The 14,164-nt window shown below is 63.2% G+C and carries 14 protein-coding genes; 9 read left to right on the top strand and 5 right to left on the bottom strand.

Annotation, left to right across the window (positions count from 1 at the left end):
• Position 1 precedes the first annotated feature (1 nt).
• The 9 genes from ABH939_RS22125 to ABH939_RS22165 all read left to right on the top strand — a co-directional run bounded on the left by ABH939_RS22125 (position 2) and on the right by ABH939_RS22165 (position 9,386).
• The gene (locus ABH939_RS22125; protein WP_211921664.1) at positions 2-784 is read left to right on the top strand and encodes an SDR family oxidoreductase; all 783 of its coding nucleotides are present in this window, start codon (positions 2-4) and stop codon (positions 782-784) included.
• Positions 777-1,811, top strand: a complete 1,035-nt coding sequence (locus ABH939_RS22130) for a phosphotransferase family protein (RefSeq protein ID WP_208690160.1) — start codon at positions 777-779, stop codon at positions 1,809-1,811. The genes ABH939_RS22125 and ABH939_RS22130 overlap by 8 nt, the downstream gene beginning before the upstream one ends.
• Before the next feature lie 45 nt (positions 1,812-1,856).
• Positions 1,857-2,615, top strand: coding sequence for a 3-oxoacyl-ACP reductase FabG (gene fabG / locus ABH939_RS22135; protein WP_003942881.1), 759 nt, complete (start codon positions 1,857-1,859; stop codon positions 2,613-2,615).
• A 34-nt stretch (positions 2,616-2,649) separates the two neighbouring features.
• Positions 2,650-3,843: an acyl-CoA dehydrogenase family protein gene (locus ABH939_RS22140; RefSeq protein WP_003943047.1), complete on the top strand. Its 1,194-nt coding sequence runs from the start codon at positions 2,650-2,652 to the stop codon at positions 3,841-3,843.
• Complete coding sequence (locus tag ABH939_RS22145; protein WP_404650143.1) at positions 3,840-4,937, top strand: acyl-CoA dehydrogenase family protein; 1,098 nt, start codon at positions 3,840-3,842, stop codon at positions 4,935-4,937. The genes ABH939_RS22140 and ABH939_RS22145 overlap by 4 nt, the downstream gene beginning before the upstream one ends.
• Before the next feature lie 31 nt (positions 4,938-4,968).
• On the top strand, positions 4,969-5,952 hold the full coding sequence (locus ABH939_RS22150; protein ID WP_003943088.1) for an NADPH:quinone oxidoreductase family protein: 984 nt from the start codon (positions 4,969-4,971) through the stop codon (positions 5,950-5,952).
• A gap of 79 nt (positions 5,953-6,031) precedes the next feature.
• Entirely contained in the window at positions 6,032-7,231 is a 1,200-nt protein-coding gene (locus ABH939_RS22155; protein WP_003943187.1) for an acetyl-CoA C-acyltransferase, read from the top strand.
• Complete coding sequence (locus ABH939_RS22160) at positions 7,228-8,013, top strand: RhlG family 3-oxoacyl-ACP reductase (RefSeq protein ID WP_007730838.1); 786 nt, start codon at positions 7,228-7,230, stop codon at positions 8,011-8,013. The genes ABH939_RS22155 and ABH939_RS22160 overlap by 4 nt, the downstream gene beginning before the upstream one ends.
• A 173-nt stretch (positions 8,014-8,186) precedes the next feature.
• A complete protein-coding gene (locus ABH939_RS22165) occupies positions 8,187-9,386 on the top strand; it encodes a DUF4185 domain-containing protein (protein WP_166502733.1) in 1,200 nt (399 codons plus the stop codon).
• 6 nt (positions 9,387-9,392) lie between these two features.
• Here the strand turns inward: ABH939_RS22165 and ABH939_RS22170 are convergent, their stop codons facing one another.
• From ABH939_RS22170 to ABH939_RS22190, 5 genes are all read right to left on the bottom strand, one after another.
• Positions 9,393-11,426 carry a YhgE/Pip domain-containing protein gene (locus ABH939_RS22170; RefSeq protein WP_166502732.1) on the bottom strand — a complete coding sequence of 678 codons (2,034 nt, stop codon included), beginning with the start codon at positions 11,424-11,426 and terminating at the stop codon, positions 9,393-9,395.
• 133 nt (positions 11,427-11,559) lie between these two features.
• Positions 11,560-12,156, bottom strand: a complete 597-nt coding sequence (locus tag ABH939_RS22175; RefSeq protein WP_404650144.1) for an SRPBCC domain-containing protein — start codon at positions 12,154-12,156, stop codon at positions 11,560-11,562.
• On the bottom strand, positions 12,153-12,530 hold the full coding sequence (locus ABH939_RS22180) for a helix-turn-helix transcriptional regulator (RefSeq protein WP_054187497.1): 378 nt from the start codon (positions 12,528-12,530) through the stop codon (positions 12,153-12,155). The genes ABH939_RS22175 and ABH939_RS22180 overlap by 4 nt, the downstream gene beginning before the upstream one ends.
• A gap of 61 nt (positions 12,531-12,591) precedes the next feature.
• Positions 12,592-13,275, bottom strand: a complete 684-nt coding sequence (locus tag ABH939_RS22185; RefSeq protein ID WP_003942830.1) for a GntR family transcriptional regulator — start codon at positions 13,273-13,275, stop codon at positions 12,592-12,594.
• Between the two features lie 36 nt (positions 13,276-13,311).
• Positions 13,312-14,088 carry an aspartate/glutamate racemase family protein gene (locus ABH939_RS22190; RefSeq protein ID WP_223304559.1) on the bottom strand — a complete coding sequence of 259 codons (777 nt, stop codon included), beginning with the start codon at positions 14,086-14,088 and terminating at the stop codon, positions 13,312-13,314.
• Between the last annotated feature and the right edge of the window lie 76 nt (positions 14,089-14,164).

Raw genomic sequence — 14,164 nt, forward strand, 5'->3', positions numbered from 1 at the left:
CATGGCAGGACTGGATCTCACCGGTAAGACGGCAATCGTCACAGGCGCATCGCGGGGCATCGGCCTCACGACCGCGCAGGCGATTGCGGCGGCGGGCGGAAACGTCGTACTGACTTCGCGCTCACAGGAATCCGCAGATGCGGCTGCCGCGCAGGTGAACGGCAACGCGATCGGCGTCGGCGCTCACGCGACGGACGAGGATGCTGCACGCAAGTGCGTCGAGCAGACGATCGAGCGTTTCGGCAGTCTCGACATCTTGGTGAACAACGCGGGCACCAACCCGTCGTTCGGGCCGATCATCAACCAGGATCACTCGCGCTTCGCCAAGACTTTCGACGTCAACGTGTGGGCTCCAGTCCTGTGGACCGGCCTCGCAGCGCGGGCCTGGATGGGCGAGCACGGTGGTTCCGTGGTCAACACCGCTTCGATCGGCGGCATGGCGTTCGAGGCGGGAATCGGTACGTACAACGCGTCGAAGGCTGCTCTGATCCACATCACCAAGCAGTTGGCGCTCGAGTTGTCACCGAAGATTCGTGTCAACGCCGTTGCGCCGGGAGTGGTGAGAACCAAACTCGCCGAAGCTCTGTGGAAAGAACACGAAGAAGCGGTGTCCGCGTCGACTGCTCTCGGACGCATCGGTGAACCCGAGGACGTGGCCGCTGCCATTGCCTTCCTGGTTTCGGATGCAGCCCAGTGGATCACCGGCGAGATCATGACCATCGACGGTGGCCAGTTGTTGGGTGACGCACTCCCGTTCCGGCAGGGAGCGTCCGTCGGTGGCTAGCGTCGGAGTAGTGGGACTCGATACCGAAGCGGTCACCGGGTGGATAGCAGGCCTGGGGATCGACTTCACCGGGCCGTTGTCCTTCGATCGAATCGGCCTGGGGCAGTCCAATCTCACGTACCTGGTTCGCGATCAGGACGGCAATCGCTGGGTGCTACGACGCCCACCGCTGGGGCATCTGCTGGCCTCGGCTCACGACGTGGCGCGTGAGGCTCGAATCCTGAGCGCTCTCGAATCCACCGACGTGCCTTCGCCGCGAGTATTCGGGTTGACCGAGGACCCGGCCGTCACCGAAGTTCCCCTGCTCCTCATGGAATTCGTGGACGGCGAAGTGGTCGATCGGATGCCTCTTGCGGAGGCGTTGTCGGAAGATCGTCGTCGGGCAATCGGCATCTCGCTGGCTCAGACGTTGGCGAAGATACACGCCGTGGATCTGAAGAAGGCCGGCCTCGACGACCTGGCAAGCCACAAGCCCTACGCTGCACGGCAGCTGAAGCGTTGGGGTGGGCAGTGGGAACAGTCGAAGACGCGGGAATGCCCCGATCTCGACGATCTCACGCGACGCTTGATTGCAGCTCAGCCGGCGCATACCGAAACCACGTTGGTGCACGGCGACTTTCACTTGCGCAATGTGATCACCTCCGCTCAGAACGGCGAAGTTGTCGCGGCCCTCGACTGGGAACTCTGCACTCTCGGTGATCCGTTGGCGGACGTCGGAAGCTTGTTGGCGTACTGGCCGGCAGCGGGGGAGAACACGGGCGGCGACTTCCCGGCGTCGGCACTCCCCGGATTCCCCTCGCGAGAGGAGATCTCCCGGATCTATCTCGAGGCCACCGGACGGGATCCAGCTGCGCTGAAGTTCTGGCACACCTTGGGACTGTGGAAGATTGCCGTGATCGCCGAAGGCGTGATGCGTCGTGCCCGCGACGAACCGCAGAATGCCGCCGAGAGCGGAACTCCCACCGTGGAACGTATTGACGCCTTGGTCGCCAAAGCCAGGGAAATTGCAGATCAGGCCGGGATCTGACGAGATCGTCCGGTGTCCGTCGAATCACGAAAGTATGGAGGGCCAGTGAGCCAGGAACGTAGAACCGCAATTGTCACGGGTGCAGCACGCGGAATCGGTGCGGCAGTAGCGAAGCGACTGTCGGAAGACGGTTTTGCCGTCGCCGTGCTCGACCTCGACGAAGCGGCGTGTGCCGGAACCGTCGACGCGATCAAGGCGGCAGGCGGACAGGCACTGGCCGTCGGCGCTGACGTCTCCGACGAGGCTTCGGTCGCTGCAGCAGTGGATCGTGTTGCCGCAGAACTGGGTGCACCCACCGTACTGATCAACAATGCTGGCATCACTCGCGACAACCTTCTGTTCAAGATGAGCGTTGCCGAGTGGGATTCGGTGATGAACGTCCACCTGCGCGGAGCGTTCCTCATGTCGCGTGCGGTGCAGAAGTACATGGTGGAAGCGAAGTTCGGCCGCATCGTGAACCTCTCGAGCACGTCGGCTCTCGGCAACCGCGGACAGGTCAACTACTCCGCAGCCAAGGCCGGCATGCAGGGATTCACCAAGACATTGGCCTTCGAGCTGGGCAAGTTCGGCGTGACCGCGAACGCTATTGCCCCCGGATTCATCGAAACCGAGATGACCGCCGCAACGGCCGCGCGCATGGGAGTCGGCTTCGACGACTTCAAGACCGCTGCCGCTTCGCAGATCCCGGTCAACCGTGTCGGTCAGCCCGAGGACATCGCGCACACCGCGTCGTTCTTCGTCAGTGAAGGCGCGGGCTTCGTTTCCGGTCAGGTCGTCTACGTCGCCGGTGGACCGAAGGACTGACCGTCCGCTCACCGCTCGAACCGAAGGAATGGGCATGGCTTTCGACGAAGAGGCAGTATCGCGTGATCTCACCGAGAAGGTGAACACGCTTCTCGCGGAGAACGATCCGAACAGTGTGTCGGTATCGGATTTTCTCGGCGCACGATTCGACGCCGGGCTGGCGTGGGTTCACTTCCCCGAAGGTCATGGGGGACTCGGTGTACCGCAGAGCTTTCAGCGTCAGGTGAACGCTCAGCTGGAGGCCGCCGGCGCACCCGGCCCGGCCACCGGCAAGAACGGGATCGGACTCGGCATGGCGGCACCGACCATCGCCGCCTTCGGTACCGAGGAGCAGAAGCAGAAGTTCCTGCGCCCGTTGTGGACTGCGGAGACGGTCTACTGCCAGCTGTTCAGTGAACCGGGCGCAGGTTCGGACCTCGCGGCCGTCGCTACCCGCGCCGTCCGCGACGGCGACGACTGGATAGTCAACGGGCAGAAGGTATGGACGTCGGGCGCGCAAAATGCGCAGCTGGCGATTCTCGTGGCCAGGACCGATCCGTCGCGCTCCAAGCATGCGGGTCTGAGCTACTTCATCTGCGACATGACCGACCCGGGCGTCGACGTCCGGCCGCTGCGTCAGATCACCGGCGAGGCCGAATTCAACGAGGTATTCCTCACGGACGTCAGGATTCCGGACGCCAATCGCCTCGGAGCCGAAGGCCAGGGGTGGAAGGTTGCGACCACCACCCTGAACAACGAGCGTGTTGCCATCGGTTCGGGCGCACCGCGTGAGGGAGGCATGATCGGAAAGGTCGCTCAGGCCTGGCGTGACGAGCCCGAGCTGCGTAACCCGGCGATGCACGACGAGTTGATGCGGCTCTGGACCGAATCCGAAGTTGCGCGTCTGACCGGTGAGCGACTGCGCCAGCAGCTCGCCGCCGGCCAGCCTGGCCCCGAAGGCTCGGGAATGAAGCTCGCGTTTGCCGGTTTGGCTCAGCAGATTTCGGGTTTCGACCTCGAGCTGCACGGCGAAGCCGGTCTGCGCTACGACGACTGGACGCTGCGTCGACCGGATTCCGTCGACTTCACCGGGCGGGAACCCGGATACCGGTACCTGCGAGCCAAGGGCAATTCGATCGAGGGCGGAACGTCGGAGATCCTGCGCAACGTCATCGCAGAACGCGTACTCGGGTTGCCACCCGAGCATCGCGTCGACAAGGACATCGCCTGGAAGGACCTACCCCGATGAGCGCCGATCTGTTGTACTCCGAGACCGAACAAGATCTGCGAGCCAGCGTCAGACGACTGCTGAGCGAGCGCGCCGGCGCCGACACCGTGGTCACGGCGTACGACGACGTGTCCGCCGACTTCACCGGGCTGTGGAAGTCGCTGGCGTCGGAACTCGGTTTGGCGGGACTGCTGGTATCCGAGGAACTGGGCGGGGCAGGTGCGTCGACGCGTGAGGCGGCGGTCGTGATGGAGGAGATCGGACGTGCGGTCGCTCCCGTTCCGTTCTTCACCAGCGCGGTGCTGGCGACGACGGCGTTGCTGAAGGCCGGCGAGACCGAGGTGCTCGGTCAATTGGCAGCGGGGGATTCGACGGCTGCTCTGGTCGTCCCGTTGTCCACTGCACCAGGAACTTTCACACCTACTGTCAAGGCAACGGCGAGTGGACTCGTCGGCAGCGTCACGACGGTTGCCGGCGTCGCCGAGTCCGACGTTCTTGTTGTTCCGGTTGCGGGTGAAAGCGGTCTGGAGCTGCATACCGTTCGGATCGCCGACGCTACCGTCACGCCGGTTCTGTCCCTGGACATGACGCGCCGATTGGCGGACGTCGAGTTCTCGGGGTCGTCGTCGGTCCGTGTCGACAGCGGCAATGCGGCGCAAGCGGTTGAGGAAGCGTTGCTCTGTGGAAGCGCACTTCTGGCGTCCGAACAGTTCGCTGTAGCTCAGTGGTGCCTCGAAACGACTCTCGCGTATGTGAAGGAGCGCAAGCAGTTCGGCCGGGCGATCGGTTCGTACCAGGCGATCAAGCACCGCCTCGCCGATCTCTGGCTCGAAGTCAGCTCTTCGGGAGCGGCAGCACGATATGCGGCGGACACCTATGCACGCGGCGACGCCGATGCGGCGATCGCAGCGACGGTGGCCCAGGCATTCTGCAGCGGCGTCGCGGTTCATGCTGCCGAGGAGTGCGTCCAACTTCATGGTGGTATCGGAATGACGTGGGAGTATCCGGCGCACCTGTACCTCAAACGGGCGAAGAGCGATCAGCTGTCGCTGGGAACCGCGTATCAGCATCGGGCACGCCTCGCCGAGTTGGTCGACCTCCCGATCTCGTCCTGAAACTCACCCACTATCTGTCTGGAGAATTGCTGTGAAGGCTTGGCGCGTCAACGAACTCGGTCAACCCCGCGATGTGCTCGCGTTGGAGGAGACCGCGGATCCCACCCCGAATGCGACGGAGATGTTGGTCAAGGTGCTGGCGGCTCCGGCCAACTTCCCCGACGTCCTCATGTGCCGGGGTGAGTACCAGATCAAGCCGCCGCTGCCCTTCACACCCGGTGTCGAACTGTGTGGTGAAGTGGTCTCGGTCGGTGAATCGGTGACCAAATTCGCAGTGGGGGACCGGGTGATCGGTAATCCGAGTCTGCCGTCCGGCGGATTCGCCGAGTACTCGGTACTGGATCAGAACAATACGTTCCCGGCGCCGTCGGCTCTCGACGACGCGGAAGCATCCGCTCTGAGCATCGGCTATCAGACAGCGTGGTTCGCTCTGCATCGCCGCACCCAACTGCTTGAGGGTGAGACGTTGTTGGTCCACGCTGCTGCGGGTGGTGTCGGTAGTGCGGCAGTGCAACTCGGCAAGGCGGCAGGCGCCAAGGTGATCGGTGTCGTCGGCGGCCCGGACAAGGCCGAGTACGCGCGCAAGCTCGGCGCAGACCTCGTCGTAGACCGTCACAGTGAGGACTTCGTGGCAGCGGTCAAGGAGTTCACCGGCGGCAAGGGCGCCGACGTGGTCTTCGATCCGGTCGGCGGCGACGCATACGCGAAGTCCACCAAGTGCATCGCCTTCGAGGGACGGATCGTCATCATCGGCTTCGCCGGTGGCACGATCCCGCAGCCGGCACTCAATCACGCTCTCATCAAGAACTATTCGATCATCGGACTGCACTGGGGGCTGTACAAGGCCTACAACCAGCAGGCCATCGACGACTGCCACGTCGAGCTCACCAGGCTCGCCGATGCCGGCTTGGTCAAACCACTGATCAGTGAGCGGCTGTCGTTGACGGACGTTGCCGACGGTATCGGTCGCCTCGGCGACGGCACCACGGTCGGTCGCGTCGTGTTCCAGCCCTGATTCTTGCTGTGCGCCTTTATTAACCCCCGGCGGTTAATAAAGGCGCACAGCACTTCGTGTTCGACGAAAGGATTCCCCGATGAGGCAAGCTGTCATCGTTTCCACCGCCCGTACCCCGATCGGTAAGGCGTACCGCGGCGCGTTCAACAACACTCAGGCTCAAGAGCTTGCTGCACATGCCATTTCGAATGCAGTTCAGCGCGCGGGCCTCGAGGGCGGCGAGGTCGAGGACGTCATCCTCGGCGCCGCGCTGCAGCAGGGCTCTTCCGGCGGCAACGTCGCGCGGCAAGCGGTACTGCGGGCCGGGCTTCCGGACTCGGTGTCCGGAATGACGATCGATCGTCAGTGCTCGTCCGGGCTCATGGCCATCGCGACCGCAGCAAAGCAGATCGTGGACGACGGAATGCAGATCGCGGTCGGCGGCGGAGTCGAATCGATCTCGTTGGTCCAGAACGATCACATGAACAACTTCCGCGCGGCTGATCCGTGGCTGAAGGAAAACAAGCCGTCGATCTACATGCCGATGCTGCACACGGCCGAGATCGTCGCCGAGCGCTACGGAGTCACCCGCGAGCAGCAGGACGAGTTCGCGCTCGTCTCCCAGCAGCGGACCGCAGCGGCCCAGGACGCAGGTCGGTTCGATCTCGAGATCGTCCCGCTGCCCTCGATCAAGCAGGTGCAGGACAAGGAGACCGGTGAGATCCGCAGCGAGTCCGTGACGCTGACCCGCGACGAAGGCAACCGCGCTTCCACCACGTTGGAAGGGCTGTCGAGTCTGCGACCGGTTCTGGCCGACGGGACTGTCAGTGCTCATTCGTCCATTACTGCGGGCAACTCGTCTCAGCTCTCCGACGGCGCTTCGGCGTCGGTGCTGATGGAGGCAGGCGAGGCGCAACGCCGCGGGTTGGCTCCTCTCGGTATCTACCGTGGCATGGCTGTCGCGGGTTGCGCTCCCGACGAGATGGGCATCGGACCGGTGTTCGCGATTCCGCGTCTGCTGGATCTTCATGGGCTGAAGGTCGACGACATCGATCTCTGGGAACTCAACGAGGCCTTCGCCTCTCAGGCCCTGTACTGCCGCGACAAGCTCGGGATCGATCCCGAGAAGTACAACGTCGACGGCGGCGGTATCTCCGTCGGCCATCCGTACGGAATGACGGGGGCTCGTCTGGTCGGCCATGCTCTTCTTGAAGGAAAACGGCGCGGAGCCAAGCTCGTGGTGGTGACCATGTGCATCGGCGGCGGTATGGGTGCTGCCGGGCTTTTCGAGGTCGCATGAGCTTGATCGAGGGACTGTTCGACGTCAGTGGCAAGACCGTTGTGGTCACCGGTGGATCACGCGGCATCGGATACATGATCGCTCGCGGGTTTGTCGAAGGCGGAGCGACGGTCGTCATTTCGGCCCGAAAAGCCGAAGCCTGTGACGAAGCCGCGCGAGAGCTTTCGGAGTTCGGCACCTGCATTTCGCATCCGGCCGATCTGTCCACGGACGAGGGGGTCGAGAGCCTCGCTGCGAAGGTCGCCGAGATTTCGCCGACGCTCGACGTACTGGTCAACAACGCCGGTGCCACGTGGGGAGCTCCCGTCGACGATTTTCCGGCCGCAGGCTTCGACAAGATTTTCGACATCAATGTCAAGGCAATCTTCCTCCTGACGCAGAAGCTGTTGCCGCAGTTGCGGTCTGCAGCCACGGCGGAAGATCCCGCGCGCGTGATCAATATCGGATCGATCGACGGACTCGTGGTGTCGGGTTCGGAGAACTTCTCGTACGGAGCCAGTAAGGCTGCGGTGCACATGTTGACGCGCAAGCTCGCGGCAACGCTTGCGGGGGAACAGATCACGGTCAATGCCATTGCGCCGGGCCCGTTCCCGTCGAAGATGATGGCATTCCTCCTCGAGGACGAACAGAGTGCAAAGGCTGTGGCGGACTCGGTCCCGTTGGGCCGGGTCGGAACTCCCCAGGATGCCGCAGGTCTTGCCATCTTCCTGGCTTCACGTGCCGGGGCTTATCTGACCGGCGCGGTGATTCCACTCGACGGCGGTGCGAGCGGAGCGCGCTGACCTACTGACTGATCTTCTCTGTCCGAAAAGGCCTGAAAGTCTGAACTACTATGACTTTCAGGCCTTTTCGCGTCTTTGTCTGATTGGGTTATCTGTGACTGCAGTTGCTAGATTGTCCGAGGTTCGGGGGGAACGACGACGACAACACCAACAATCCCGGCCATGGGGGAGTCATGTTTCGCGCGGGGAGATCGTTGGGGGTGTTCGGGGTAGTTGCTGCTCTGGCAGCTGCTGCCGTCACGGCGGTGGCTTCGCCGGCGATGGCTGCGCCGGGCTGCGTCGGAGTCAGTGGCGTCGGTAGTAGCGGTGGTCCGGCCAATGCGGCGCCGTGGCTCAACGGCAACACCGGAGGGTTGCCAGGTCTGTCCGGTCGTACTACCGCGATCGAAAAGGTCACCGGCACATATAGTCCCAACAAGACAGTTGATCGCTTCAATGTCCTGGGTACCGACCTCGGCATCATGTGGGACAACGGTGCGGGGCAGATTCTGACGGCTTTCGGCGATACCACCGGGCTAAGTCGTAACCCCACCTGCGACGGTTTGGTGGGCGAGTGGCGAAGTAATGTGCTCTTCCGCAGCTCGGATCGGGTACTGGCCGACGGGATGCGCATCGACAGCGCGCCGAAGGACGGTACCGGTCAGGCGCGTGAGATCATCTCCGGTCTGAAGATTCCGGGCGTCGAGGCCTCCAGCATCCCCACGAGCGGCATCGCAGTGAACGGTGTGCAGTATCTGAGCTACATGTCGGTGCGCAACTGGGGCGAGGCCGGGCAGTGGAGTACAAACTACTCACAGATTGCCACCTCCTCGGACAACGGCGAGACGTGGACCACTCGTCCGGAAACTCTGCGCCCCAACATCGGTGGGGTTCTTCCCGCGGGTGTCGCCCCCGTCGCCGGTAGCGAGAACTTCCAGATGAGCTCGATGGTGAAGGACGGCGGGTTCGTCTACAACTACGGAACCCCCGCGGGACGATCCGGCGAGGTTCGACTTTCTCGCGTGCCCGAGGGGGCGATCCTCGATCTTTCCGCCTACGAGTACTGGAACGGAAACGGCTGGATCCTTGCCGATCCCGCTGCGGCCGTACCCGTCATGGACGGCCGCATCGGGGAGATCTCGGTTCAGTACAACGAGTTCCTCGGCAAGTTCGTGGCGATGTACGCCGACGCGTTCAGTTCGATCGTGATGCGAACCGCTCCCAGTCCGGTCGGTCCGTGGACGGCACCGGAAACATTGGTCAATCTGGTCGAGGTTCCCGGTATCTACGCTGCATACATCCACCCGTGGTCCAGTGGTTCGGATCTGTACTTCCTTGCCACCACGTGGGCCGACTACAACGTCATGTTGATGCGTACGACGCTCCTTCGCTGATCCGGCTCACGCTTGCGTTTGCTGGAGATACACGATCTCCTCGGTGATCGGCGCGTCGTCGTCGGTCGGCGGTTCTTGTCGGCGGCGCCACCAGATGGTGAACAGGACGGCTCCGATCACCAAGGCAGCCAGAGCGATTACCGCCACCCAGAATTTCGGGCCGTAGTATCCGACAAGGACCATGCGCATGGCGTTGCGCGCCCACGTGAGTGGCATCAGAGCGTGCAGCCACTGCAGAACCGTCGGCATCTGTTCGATGGGGTACACCGCGCCGAAGGCGAAGATCTGAATCATCAAGGCGCCCAGAGCGATGAAGGTTCCGTTGACGGCTCCGAACACAACGGTGAAGAGCCTGCCCGAGCTGACCGCGGCGGCACCCACCAGGATCATCACTGCGATCATCGCCAGGACACTAGGTGGTTCGACGTTTGCCACGGTCAGTGACACCACCGACAACACGAGCGCCGCGACCAAGGTGACCAGGGCGGGAATGCGGTAGCGGCGCAGCCCCTCACGCACCACGCTGGTGTGCGAGTTCAGTGAACGTCCGCGTCGTGGACGGACGACGAACCACGTGAGAATTCCGCACAGGAACAGTGCCACCGAGATCACGGCAGGGACGGCTCCCGGTCCGAAACCGGCTGCGGGATAGTTGTTCCGCGCGTCGACGGCAACCGGGGACGAGAGCAGATTGGCCGTGGTGGCGCGCTCGTCGTCCGAGAACTGCGGCACCTGGGCGGCACCGTCGGACAAACCGGTGGCGAGTTCCGCGCTACCCGCGTCGAGCTCGCCGACGCCGGCCGATAGCTGCCCGAGACCGTCACGGAGCGCAATACTTCCAGTGTCCAACTGCCCCAGCCCGGTGGAGAGTTCCTGTGCACCGGTAGCGAGTTGGCCTGCGCCGTCGGACAGTTGGCCCAGGCCGGTGTTGAGTTCACCTGCACCGGCCGCGGCGGCAAGGAGCCCACCACGGTAGTCGCTGCTCGGATCAGTGAGCTGCCGCGAGATTTCCCGCGCGCCGTCGCGAAGCTGGCCGAGCTGACCGATCACGTCGTCGTCCGACGGTTGTGCAGTCAGGGAAGCCCGCAGTCCAGCCAGGGCTTCGACGAGTCCGGCGGAGACCGGATCGGCCGAGTTTCGAAGCATCGACGTGAGGGCGTCGATCTGACCGACGACGGCGTCCGAGGACCCCGCGAGGTCGAGTACCGGGGTGGTGACCATGTCGACCACTTCGCTGATCTGTCGGGCGCCTGCGCCGAGTTCGTCGGTGCCCCCGACCAACTGGTTGAGTCCGCTGCTCAGCTCGCCCGAGCCTGCAGCAGCTTCGCCAGCTCCGGCAGCCAGCTCGCCGGCTCCGGCGGCCAGCTCCTTGCCGCCCTGATTTGCTTCGCCCATGCCGGTGGCGAGTTCCTTGCTTCCAGCGTAGAGCTCGTTGGTTCCGGCAAGCGCTTCGGAGGATCCGTCGGACAGCTGTTGCGCTCCTGCTGCTGCTTCACCGAATCCTGTTCCGAGTTCACCCAACCCGACCAGCACCTGGTCGATGGACTGCTCGCTGATCGACTCGGAGACCGCCGAGCGCACCTGAGCGATGATGCTTTCACCGACCGGGCCGGCGACCAGACTGTTGTAGTCGTTGTATAAGACGTCGAGCTCGGCTTTGCGGCCCGAACCCGATGCGGCACTGGCCACATCCGCGCTGAAAGTCTTCGGAATGACGACAGAGAAGTAGTAGGTGCCGTCGTTGACGCCGTCCGCGGCTTCCTGTTCCGAGACGACCTTCCACGCGACGTCTCCGCTCTTGACGAGCGCGGCAACAACCTCGTCTCCGGCTTGGAGACTGGTGCCGTCGAGTTCTGTGCCCGCATCCGCGTTGACGATGGCGACGGGCAAGCGGTTGACCGTGTCGCCCGGATCCCACAGTGCCCACATGTAGAACGCCGCAATCGACAGCGGTGCGATGACGAGGACAGCGAGAACTGTCCGGATGATGTGCGTGCGTCGCGTCGTGGTCAGGTTGTCGACTACGGATTGTGGCGCCATGTGGAGCTCTCTTCTCGTGGACCGAAGCAGTTGTGGCACGAAAGAAAGCCACCAAAACTGCTGGACATACGTCCAGCTCGGTCACGATACAAAGCAAACGGCCATCCTGTGACCGTTTTCGAAGAATTGGGCGTTACCGGCCGCCGTGCTCTTCCTCGATCTTTGCCCACTCCCACCCGCGGAAGTTGGCCAGACGAAGCTCCTCTGCTTCGTCGAAGGTGTACCACTCGGTGCTCGGCGCATCAGGGAGAGTGCCGCGCAGGTATTCGCCCAGGTAATGAAGCGGGCCTTCCCATCCGGTTCCGACGCCGTAGCAGCCGGTGTCCGGGTCGTTGCGGAAGACATCGGCGACGGAGGCGTGCTCCAACTCGAGCCAGGTGGCGTCGGGGCCGTCTGCAGTCAGCCGGATCTCGACCTGATCGCTGTATCCGCGATCGCCGGGTGGGGTCCACTGCAGTCGCAGCAGGTGTGGAGCGTCGCAGGCCAGGATCTCGCCACTCGCCTGGCCTTCGAAGGCGTACGAGCCGCCCACCTGGAAGTCTCCGCTCACCGGAAGGAAGAAACGGTTGATGCGGTCAGGGGTCGTGATGGCATCCCAGACGTCGTCGACCGACGCGTTGTAGCGGCGCTTGAGTACGGCAGTTCGAGCCGAACCTTCTGCGATGTCGCGGTTACCCATGCTCCGCTCCACCGCGGTGAGGCTGGTGTCCTGGTTCGCGATCTCGGTCATTGTGAGTCTCCTTCGTCGGAAGAATTCGATTGTGAAGATCTGCTCCGCTTCGAGTCGCGTCGTTTCCCGCGTGCGAGTTCTGTGGCCAATGCGTCGAGAGGGCCGCTCCAGAACTGCCGGAATCCGTCGAGCCATTGGTCCACTTCTTGCAATGGCGCGGGCTCGACGGCATAGAGACGCCTGGTGCCTTCGCTGCGGACGGTGGCGAATCCGTTTTCTCGGAGTACTCGCAGGTGTCCGGACGCGGTCGGTTGCGAGATTCCGAACTCCGCTGCCACGACTTCGGCGATCTGACCCGCCGAGCGCTCGCCGCCGGACAGGAGTTCCATGATTCGTCGCCGCACTGGGTCTCCGAGAACGTCGAATGCATGCACCAGTCATTTATATCGGCAATGACCAATATAGGCAAGCGCCGAAGCTTGTACCCGGACTCGGTCAGTCCGAGAGCGCGAACTCGTCGGCGTCGAAAAGTTCGCCGATCAGCCCGCCGAGATGGCGTCGATGTTCGGCTGACAGCGTCGCTGCCGCCTCGGCATCGTGGTCTGCGCACAGCTTGATCAGTCGGTTGTGATGATCGACGGAGTCCTGGCTCCCGAGGAGGCTCGAGAACTTGCGGTAGTAGATGCGGTGAATTTGTGGGTGAACCTGATGAATCAGCTTCTTCAACAGCGGATTCGCCGCAGCATCGATGATGACGCTGTGTAGGCGATCGTCAGCGGTCAGGGCTCGGCCTATGTCGTTTCGCTTGACGGCGGCAGCGAAGTCCTTGTTGGCCGAACGCATCGCCCCGATCATCTCGTCGGTGAGATTCGGTACAGCGGTGACGACGGCCAGTTGGTCGAGAGCTTCGATGACTGCGAGTGTTGCCTCGACGTCGCCGCGGTCGAGGGTGGTGATGCGCGTGTACGCACCGGGTTTCGCTTCCACGAGTCCGGTGTCGACCAGCCTTGCGAGCGCTTCGCGGACCGGAGTTCTGCTCAGTCCCAGGTACTCGGCGAGTTCGCTGTCCTTGATCTTCGAGCCCGGCGCCAGTTCACCGGTGACGATCGCTTCGCGAATGCGTTCGAGAGCGATGTCGCTCATTCGTGCTCGCTCAACCGGTTTACCGCCACGCAACATACTGGATATCGTACTCTGCAGCCTCCCTGCTGCAGGTCAGCCCGAAACGACCATCGAAGGGTGTCTCCGGGCATCTGCAACCCGCCGGAGCAGAGCGCGGGCGAGAATTGTTGCCGGATCGATGATCTGACAGGTTGTGGCGTCGGCGGGCAGTCCGAGCGGAATCTCGGTGCATCCGGCCACGACGACCTGCGCGCCCGATTCGACGAGAAGATCAGCGGCCCTGACGAGCTTGTCGGTGGTCTCGTCTCCGACGTTGCCGCTCTTGATTGCTCGGATCGCCGGCATCACCAGTTCGTCCTGGATCGCAGGTCCGGGCACCAGGACGTCAATCGAGTGTTCCGACAGCCATTGTTGATACAACCCGGTGCGGACCGTCCCCGTGGTGGCCAATAGTCCGACGGATGTGACGGCGGGTGAGAGCGTCCGGATGTGCCGAGCGACTTCGTCGATCATGTGGACGACGGGAAGTCCCAGTTGGGACGAGATGGCGGGCAGGAAGGCGTGGGCGGTATTGCATGGGATGGCGAGCGTCGTCGCGCCCGACTCTCGGAGAACGCGCGCACCGCGGATCAGCCACGGAGTGGGGTCAGGGCCGTTCTCGGTGAGTGCCAATGTCCGGTCGGGAACGGTGGGATCGGCCCAGATGACAACTTTGGGGTGCTCCTGATCCGTCGAACCTGGTGTCAGCGCAACGAGTTTGGAGTAGAAGTCGGCAGTAGCGGCGGGCCCCATGCCTCCGAGTATTCCGATGACGGGGTCGCTCATGGACGCCGGAGAGCTGGCGCTCTGCCGTATTCGTGGCACCTTCATGCTGCAATCCAACCTTTCGCATCCAATATATTGGATACTCGTAATGTTGACTACAGTGAAGGAGGTCGGAGGTAGT

Source organism: Rhodococcus sp. 27YEA6 (assembly GCF_044908235.1).
In the GTDB taxonomy this organism is placed as follows: Bacteria; Actinomycetota; Actinomycetes; order Mycobacteriales; family Mycobacteriaceae; genus Rhodococcus_F; species Rhodococcus_F qingshengii.

What these genes read in the sequence shown, in the direction of transcription:
- ABH939_RS22140 (WP_003943047.1), top strand. Translation starts at nt 2,650, where the DNA reads ATGGCTTTCGACGAAGAGGCAGTATCGCGTGATCTCACCGAGAAGGTG.
- ABH939_RS22190 (WP_223304559.1), bottom strand. Translation starts at nt 14,088, where the DNA reads ATGAAGGTGCCACGAATACGGCAGAGCGCCAGCTCTCCGGCGTCCATG.
- ABH939_RS22165 (WP_166502733.1), top strand. Translation starts at nt 8,187, where the DNA reads ATGTTTCGCGCGGGGAGATCGTTGGGGGTGTTCGGGGTAGTTGCTGCT.
- ABH939_RS22170 (WP_166502732.1), bottom strand. Translation starts at nt 11,426, where the DNA reads ATGGCGCCACAATCCGTAGTCGACAACCTGACCACGACGCGACGCACG.
- ABH939_RS22155 (WP_003943187.1), top strand. Translation starts at nt 6,032, where the DNA reads ATGAGGCAAGCTGTCATCGTTTCCACCGCCCGTACCCCGATCGGTAAG.
- ABH939_RS22175 (WP_404650144.1), bottom strand. Translation starts at nt 12,156, where the DNA reads ATGACCGAGATCGCGAACCAGGACACCAGCCTCACCGCGGTGGAGCGG.
- ABH939_RS22160 (WP_007730838.1), top strand. Translation starts at nt 7,228, where the DNA reads ATGAGCTTGATCGAGGGACTGTTCGACGTCAGTGGCAAGACCGTTGTG.
- ABH939_RS22185 (WP_003942830.1), bottom strand. Translation starts at nt 13,275, where the DNA reads ATGTTGCGTGGCGGTAAACCGGTTGAGCGAGCACGAATGAGCGACATC.
- ABH939_RS22125 (WP_211921664.1), top strand. Translation starts at nt 2, where the DNA reads ATGGCAGGACTGGATCTCACCGGTAAGACGGCAATCGTCACAGGCGCA.
- ABH939_RS22145 (WP_404650143.1), top strand. Translation starts at nt 3,840, where the DNA reads ATGAGCGCCGATCTGTTGTACTCCGAGACCGAACAAGATCTGCGAGCC.